Raw genomic sequence first — 6,836 nt, forward strand, 5'->3', positions numbered from 1 at the left:
GCCCGGCCTGTGCGTGTTTGCCGTGGGGCTCGTTTTACTGCCAGGAGGTAAGTAATGCTCGCAACCCTCAATGCCGAACAATTGAGTTCGGCGCACATCCAGCAACTGCTCAATCACGACATCTATGGCATCCGCATACCGGATTTCGTCAGTCCGCAAAGCCTGGAGGCCGCACGTCAGCATCTGTTCGATCACCCGCAACGGGGCTCGTTGGGCCATGCCCGCGAGTTCACCCGGCTGGGCATCGCCTATGCCGAAATCAAAAGCGACGAGGTGCGCAGCGCCTATCACCAGGCGGCGTGCGGCAATATCAATCGGGTGCGCGATGCCTTTCGCCCTTACCTGTCGCCCATCGACGACCTGCGCCTGAAGCTCGATGAAGTCTGGCCACGCGGCGCGCACCTGCTCGATGTCGACGGCGAAAAGTGCTTCACCGGCGTTACCCGCTATCAAGAGCCAGACATCGACCTGTGCCCGCACATCGACAAGCTGGAGTGGAATCTGCCGGCGCATTTGCAGGTCAGCCTGCAAGCGCAACTGTCGGCGAACATTTACCTGCAGGTGCCCGCGCAAGGCGGCGAGCTGGAGGTGTGGAACACCCGCCCGAGCGAAGACGAATACCAGCACCTGAAAAGCGACCGCCATTACGGCATCGATCGCGACCGGCTGCGCCCGGCCGACTTCACCACCCGCCCCGAAGACGGCGACCTGATCATCATCAACCCGCGTTTCATCCACGCGGTTCGTCCCGTGCACCACACGCCGCGAATCACCCTGTCGAGTTTCATCGGTTATTTCGGCGAGCAATCCCCCTTGATCTACTGGAGTTGAGCATGAGCGCTACCTATAAAGCGGCATTTGAAACGGACCTTCAACATGACTATCGCGGCAAGCATGCCTTGCTGCTGATCAGCGTCGGCCAGGACTACCACGAAGGCGGAAAATTCGAAGCCACCATCGACCTGATCAACCGCCAGGGCTTTGCCTCAACCACCATTGCCGTGGCCGATATCCTGCAACGCCACAACCTCAGCAACTATAGCTACGAAGAGGTCTATCGGGTCAGCAACGCGTCGGGCGAGCAGTGGCTGGCACGTAACCAGGCCGCAATCAACAAGCTGGCCAGTGTCACGCGCATCCTGCGCTGGGAAGAATGCCTGCTCGACAGCGGCTACCGGCCGTTGCTGGACCGGGTGCAGTTCGAGTACGAGAACAATCGCGACTACCGCGATGAAGTCAACGGCACCATCGGCCTGTTTCTCGACCGTTTGCACAAGCGCAACCCCGAGGCGGACCTGGACGAGGCACGCACCCGCTGCCTGAATTACCTGATCGAGGAATGCCCGATCATCATGCCGCTGTGGGCCTCGCAAGGCATCGACTTTGTCGTCTACCCACAACCGATGACCCGCGCCATGGCGGCTACCCGCCGACATTTTGTCGAGCAGCACTACCCCGACCACGCCCAGTGGCTGTCGCTGAAATTCAAGAAACGCGCCGCCGTGGCCGACCAGCCGCTGCATGGCAATGTCCTGCCCGTCTGGGCCCGCGCCGCCTTCGCGGTTTGATGTCCCCGTCGGATCAGCCCCTGGGCGATCCGACGTTTTGTTTCAACACAGGAGATTTTCATGACGGCTTCTCGTAAATGGTGGGCTCTGGGCGGTGTCAGCATCGCCAGCTTTCTGGGCTGCGTCGATTTCACGATCGTCAACACCGCACTCCCGGCGCTGCAAAGTGAGTTGCAGGCGCCGGTCGATCATCTGCAATGGGTGATCAATGCGTTTTTGCTGGCGATGTCCAGCTTCATGGTGCTGGCCGGGCGACTGGCCGATCTGTTCGGGCGCAAGCGCGTGTTGTCGCTGGGGTTGATCGTGTTTGGCCTGGCGTCGCTGGGCGCTGGCTGGGTCAGTAGCCTTGAAGGACTGGTGGTTGCGCGGGTGCTGCAAGGGCTGGCCTGTGCGGTGTTGTACACCGCTTCGGGCGCCATCGTGGCCCAGGCGTTTGCACCCGAAGAACAAGGCAAGGCCTTCGGCGTGCTGTTCGGTTTCAATGGTGTGGGCCTGGCGGTCGGGCCGGTGCTGGGTGGCGTGCTGACCCAGGCGTTCGGCTGGCCGTGGATCTTCCTGATCAACGTGCCGTTCGTGCTGTTGAGCCTGGCGATCATTGCCTTCAACGTGACCGAATCACGCTCTGACGAAGCCCAGCCCAGGCTCGACTGGGCCGGCACCCTGCTGTTGTTGATCGGCTTGCCGGCGCTGGTGCTGTTGATCGTGCAAGGCAGCCATTGGGGCTGGCAGTCAGCGCAAAGCCTGGCAACACTGGCGCTGGCCGTGGTCACGCTGGGGCTGTTTATCCGCGTCGAACTGCGCGTGGCCTCGCCGATCATCGACCTGCACCTGTTCGCCAACCGGCGCTTCGTGGCGGCGGTGCTGGCCAGTTTTACCCTGGCGGTGTTCTATTGCGTGGCGTTTTTTGTCATGCCGCTGTACCTGGCTCAGGTGCGCGGCACCGACAGCCAGACCACCGGCCTGTTGCTATTGCCGACCACCCTGGGCGTGGCGCTGCTGTCGCCGTGGGTCGGCCGGCTGGTGGATCGCAAGGGGCCGGCGCTGTTGATTCAGGCCGGGCTGCTGTTGTTCGTCGTCAGTGCCTTGTTGCAAACCGGGTTTTCGACCCACACCGCCTGGTTGTATGTACTGGCGGCATTTGCCGTGATGGGCCTGGGCTGGGCCTGCCTGCTGGGGCCTTCGACCGTGCTGGGCGTCACTTCGGTGCCGGAGCGCTTTGGCTCGGTGGCGGTGGGTTCGCTGATGACCCTGCATAACGTCGGCGGCGGCCTGGGCCTGGCGCTGGGCGTTGGTTTGCTACGGCATTACACCGGGCCTGGCGAAGTGGCTGAGACAGGTGCGTTTCTGCAGGGTTACCAGGCGGTGATGATTGCCCTCACCGGGGTGCTGATTGCTTCGTGGCTGGGGCAACGCTGGCTGTTGCGCGAATCGCCGCAGGCCGTGCAGGTGTAACGCCGTCAGAACGCTTTGTCTGCCGCTCTAAGCTCATTCCAAATAATTATTGGAATGAGCTTTTTTATAACCTCAATATTGCGACGAAATCTGCCACTCCCCTATCAAGAAGAATCGTCATGGCCCATAAAGCGTTCGTTCGTCCTTTGCTTTCCGTACTGGCAGCTTCGTTGCTGGCCTTCAATGTCCAGGCCGCGCCGTTGATTGTCGGTTACCAGACCGGCGTCGACCCGAGCAAAGTGCCGCAGGCCGACGGCGCCTATGAAAAAGCCATTGGCGAAAAAATCGACTGGCGGCGCTTCAACAGCGGCCCGGAAGTGGTAACCGCACTGGCCTCCGGTGACGTGCAGATCGGCAATCTGGGCTCCAGCCCGCTGGCCGCCGCCGCGTCGCGCAAGCTGCCGATCGTGGCGTTCATTGTCTCGGCACAGATCAATTCCGCCGAAGCGCTGGTGGTGCGTAACGGCAGCGGCATCGTCAACCCGCAAGACCTGGTCGGCAAGACCATCGCCACCCCGTTCGTCTCCACCTCGCACTACAGCCTGCTCGGCGCGCTCAAGCAGTGGGGGCTGGAAGGCAAGGTCAAGGTGGTCAACCTGCAACCGCTGCAAATCGCCGCCGCCTGGAAGCGTGGCGACATCGACGGCGCCTTTGTCTGGTCGCCAGCACTGGGCGAGATTCGCAAGACCGGCAAAGTGCTGACCGATGCCGCCGAAGTCGGCAAGTGGGGCGCGCCAACCTTCGAAGTCTGGGTCGCACGCAAGGACTACGCCGAGAAAAACCCGCAAGTGATCGCTAATTTTGCCAAGGTCACCCTCGACTCGTTTGCTGACTATCAAGCCAACAAGGCCAAGTGGACCGCCGATTCCGAGCAGGTGAAAAAGATCGCCAGACTCACCGGTTCCAACGCCGAAGACGTACCTGAGCTGCTGGCCGGCTCTGAATACCCGGATGCCCAGGCGCAACGCTCCAGCGCCCTGCTGGACGGCGGCACCGCCACCGCGATCAGCAACACCGCCAACTTCCTCAAGGAGCAAGGCAAGGTCGAAACCGTGCTGAGCGACTACAGCCCGTACGTGAGCGCCAAGTACATCAACAACTGATCCGCACGCGCCGCACTCAATCTGGAGGGACGCCGCATGGCCCTGCTGCAACTGGAGCGCGTCAGCGCTCATTACCCTGGCGTCGAGCAACCGGTGCTGGCCGACATTTCCCTGAGCCTGGGCCCGCAGCAATTGCTGGTGGCGCTGGGTCCGTCGGGCAGTGGCAAGACGTCTCTGCTGAACCTGATTGCCGGCTTCGTTGCCCCCAGCGGCGGGCGTATCACCCTGGACGGTGTGCCAGTGCGCGGCCCGAGCGCCGAGCGTGGCGTGGTGTTTCAGGACGATGCCCTGCTGCCGTGGCTGAATGTACTGGACAACGTCGGCTTCGGCCTGCAACTGGCCGGTATCGAACGCAGCCTGCGCGAGCAGACCGCCCGCGAGATGCTGGCGCTGGTGGACCTGGCCGGTTTTGAAAGCCGGCAGATCTGGCAGTTGTCCGGTGGCCAGCGCCAGCGGGTCGGCCTGGCCCGAGCGCTGGCGGCCAACCCGCGCGTATTGCTGATGGATGAACCGTTCGGCGCACTGGATGCGTTTACCCGCGAGCAGGTTCAGGAGCTGTTGCTGCAAGTCTGGCAACGTACCCGCAAGCCGGTGTTTCTGATTACCCACGACATCGAAGAAGCGGTATTCCTGGCCACCGACCTGATCCTGCTGGCGCCCTCGCCCGGCCGGGTCGACGAGCACCTGAAACTGGACTTTGGCCAGCGCTACGCCGCCGGCGAATCGGCGCGCGCCATCAAGTCCGACCCTGAATTCATTGCCACCCGCGAGCATGTACTGCAGCGGGTGTTCTCGCAACGCAGCGCCACCTCGCGCAAGGAGTCGGCATGAGCGACGCACGGATCAGCCAGTCCGGCCTCGGCCAACTGAACGCCCAGGGCACCGTCACGTCGCGCCGGACGCGAACGATCAGCACGCGCACCATCAGCAGCCTGACTTTCATCGTCCTGCTGACCCTGTGGTGGGCAGTCACCGCTGCCGGGCTGATCGAGCCGCTGTTTCTGCCGCCACCTTCGGCCGTGCTGCAAAAGGCCTGGCTATTGGTCACCGACGGCTACATGGAGTCGACCCTGTGGCAACACCTGGGTGCGAGCCTGCAACGCATCGGCCTGGCGCTGGTGGCGGCCATCGTGTTTGCCGTGCCGGTGGGCATTGCCATCGGCCATAACCGTATTGCCCAGGGCATTCTCGATCCGTTGATCGAGTTCTACCGGCCTATTCCACCGCTGGCTTATCTGCCGTTGATCGTGATCTGGTGCGGCATCGGCGAGCTGTCCAAGACGTTGCTGATCTATCTGGCGATTTTCGCGCCCATCGCCATTGCCACCGCCACCGGTGTGCGCAATGTCGACCAGGCCAGGATCCGTGCTGCGCAATCGCTGGGCGCCACGCGCCGCCAGTTGATCCGCCACGTGATTCTGCCCGGCGCCTTGCCGGACATTCTGATCGGTATTCGTATCGGCCTGGGCGTCGGCTGGTCGACCCTGGTGGCCGCCGAGCTGATTGCCGCCACCAGCGGCCTGGGCTTCATGGTCCAGTCGGCGGCGCAGTTTCTGGTCACCGATGTGGTGGTGCTGGGCATTCTGGTCATCGCCCTGATTGCCTTTGCCATGGAACTGGGCCTGCGCGCCCTGCAACGCAAACTCGTGCCTTGGCACGGCCGTGGCCATTAAGAGAAGACTCATGAGCCTGAACATCACCCCTGTCAGCCCCGCACTCGGCGCCCGCGTCGAAGGCGTCGATTTGAGCCAGCCGCTGAGCGCGGCGCATCACGAACAGTTGCATCAGGCACTGCTGGATCACCAGGTGCTGTTCTTTCGCAATCAGCCGCTTGTGCCTGCGCAACAAGCGCGGCTGGCGGCGTATTTCGGCGACCTGCACATTCATCCGATTTACCCCAATGTGCCCGAGCAACCCGAGGTGCTGATTCTCGACACAGCAGTCACCGACCTGCGTGACAACGCGTTGTGGCATTCGGATGTGAGTTTTCTCAAAACCCCGGCGCTGGGTGCGGTACTCAGCGCCAAACAAGTGCCGCCCTACGGTGGCGACACGTTGTGGGCCAGCAGCAGCGCGGCGTATGACGCGCTGTCCGAGCCACTCAAGCGCCTGCTCGACGGCTTGAGCGCCACTCACGACCTGAACAAGTCGTTCCCCGAATCACGCTTTGCCATTACCGACGAAGACAAGGCGCGCTTTGAGCACGCCAGACGCCGCAACCCGCCGCACAGCCATCCGGTGGTGCGTACTCATCCGGTCACCGGGCGCAAGGGCCTGTTCGTCAACGAGGGTTTCACCACCCGTATCGATGAACTGCCGGACGCCGAGAGCGAGGCCATTCTCAAGCTGTTGTTCAGCCATTCGACACAGCCGCAATTCACCGTGCGCTGGCAATGGCAAAAGGACGATGTCGCGTTCTGGGATAACCGCATTACCCAACACTTCGCGATCGATGACTATCGCCCGCAACGACGCATCATGCACCGCGCTACTGTTCTGGGTGATGCGCCGTATTGATACCGCGCAATTAATTAACGCGCCGCCCCCCTGCCCTCCCCCCCTATTTAAGTCCTTGCACCTGACAAGGACTTAGGTTTTGTACGAAAAGTATTGCCGCATACAACGCAGACTGCAGGCCAGCGTGACCATGGCTGCAAAGCTCCTGGCCAGCTTGTCGTAGCGAGTGCCTATTCTGCGGTTCTCCTTTAGCCAG

Annotated in this window: 6 protein-coding genes and 2 pseudogenes; 7 read left to right on the forward strand and 1 reads right to left on the reverse strand. The window is 62.3% G+C overall.

Annotated features, from left to right (window positions below; translation table 11 throughout):
* Nucleotides 1-54 precede the first annotated feature (54 nt).
* From ACYP2A_RS04330 to tauD, 7 genes and pseudogenes are all read left to right on the forward strand, one after another.
* Nucleotides 55-831, forward strand: coding sequence for a 2OG-Fe(II) oxygenase (locus tag ACYP2A_RS04330; RefSeq protein ID WP_459743073.1), 777 nt, complete (start codon nucleotides 55-57; stop codon nucleotides 829-831).
* A gap of 2 nt (nucleotides 832-833) precedes the next feature.
* On the forward strand, nucleotides 834-1,568 hold the full coding sequence (locus tag ACYP2A_RS04335) for a tRNA-dependent cyclodipeptide synthase (RefSeq protein ID WP_459743074.1): 735 nt from the start codon (nucleotides 834-836) through the stop codon (nucleotides 1,566-1,568).
* A 60-nt stretch (nucleotides 1,569-1,628) separates the two neighbouring features.
* Complete coding sequence (locus ACYP2A_RS04340; RefSeq protein WP_459743075.1) at nucleotides 1,629-3,020, forward strand: MFS transporter; 1,392 nt, start codon at nucleotides 1,629-1,631, stop codon at nucleotides 3,018-3,020.
* A 119-nt stretch (nucleotides 3,021-3,139) separates the two neighbouring features.
* A complete protein-coding gene (gene tauA, locus ACYP2A_RS04345) occupies nucleotides 3,140-4,123 on the forward strand; it encodes a taurine ABC transporter substrate-binding protein (protein ID WP_459743077.1) in 984 nt (327 codons plus the stop codon).
* 36 nt (nucleotides 4,124-4,159) lie between these two features.
* The gene (gene tauB, locus ACYP2A_RS04350) at nucleotides 4,160-4,954 is read left to right on the forward strand and encodes a taurine ABC transporter ATP-binding subunit (RefSeq protein WP_459743078.1); all 795 of its coding nucleotides are present in this window, start codon (nucleotides 4,160-4,162) and stop codon (nucleotides 4,952-4,954) included.
* A 71-nt stretch (nucleotides 4,955-5,025) separates the two neighbouring features.
* A pseudogene (gene tauC / locus ACYP2A_RS04355) lies at nucleotides 5,026-5,796 on the forward strand (taurine ABC transporter permease TauC); the annotation flags it as partial.
* Nucleotides 5,797-5,806: 10 nt separating this feature from the next.
* Nucleotides 5,807-6,640, forward strand: coding sequence for a taurine dioxygenase (gene tauD, locus ACYP2A_RS04360; protein ID WP_459743079.1), 834 nt, complete (start codon nucleotides 5,807-5,809; stop codon nucleotides 6,638-6,640).
* Between the two features lie 72 nt (nucleotides 6,641-6,712).
* Here the strand turns inward: tauD and ACYP2A_RS04365 are convergent.
* Nucleotides 6,713-6,836 (reverse strand): annotated as a pseudogene (locus tag ACYP2A_RS04365) (IS5/IS1182 family transposase); the annotation flags it as partial.

The sequence above is a fragment of the Pseudomonas sp. 3A(2025) genome, assembly GCF_054589175.1.

Bases quoted from the DNA above. Each gene is read 5' to 3' on its own strand.
- ACYP2A_RS04330 (WP_459743073.1), top strand. From the start codon at position 55: ATGCTCGCAACCCTCAATGCCGAACAATTGAGTTCGGCGCACATCCAG.
- ACYP2A_RS04335 (WP_459743074.1), top strand. From the start codon at position 834: ATGAGCGCTACCTATAAAGCGGCATTTGAAACGGACCTTCAACATGAC.
- ACYP2A_RS04340 (WP_459743075.1), top strand. From the start codon at position 1,629: ATGACGGCTTCTCGTAAATGGTGGGCTCTGGGCGGTGTCAGCATCGCC.
- tauA (WP_459743077.1), top strand. From the start codon at position 3,140: ATGGCCCATAAAGCGTTCGTTCGTCCTTTGCTTTCCGTACTGGCAGCT.
- tauB (WP_459743078.1), top strand. From the start codon at position 4,160: ATGGCCCTGCTGCAACTGGAGCGCGTCAGCGCTCATTACCCTGGCGTC.
- tauD (WP_459743079.1), top strand. From the start codon at position 5,807: ATGAGCCTGAACATCACCCCTGTCAGCCCCGCACTCGGCGCCCGCGTC.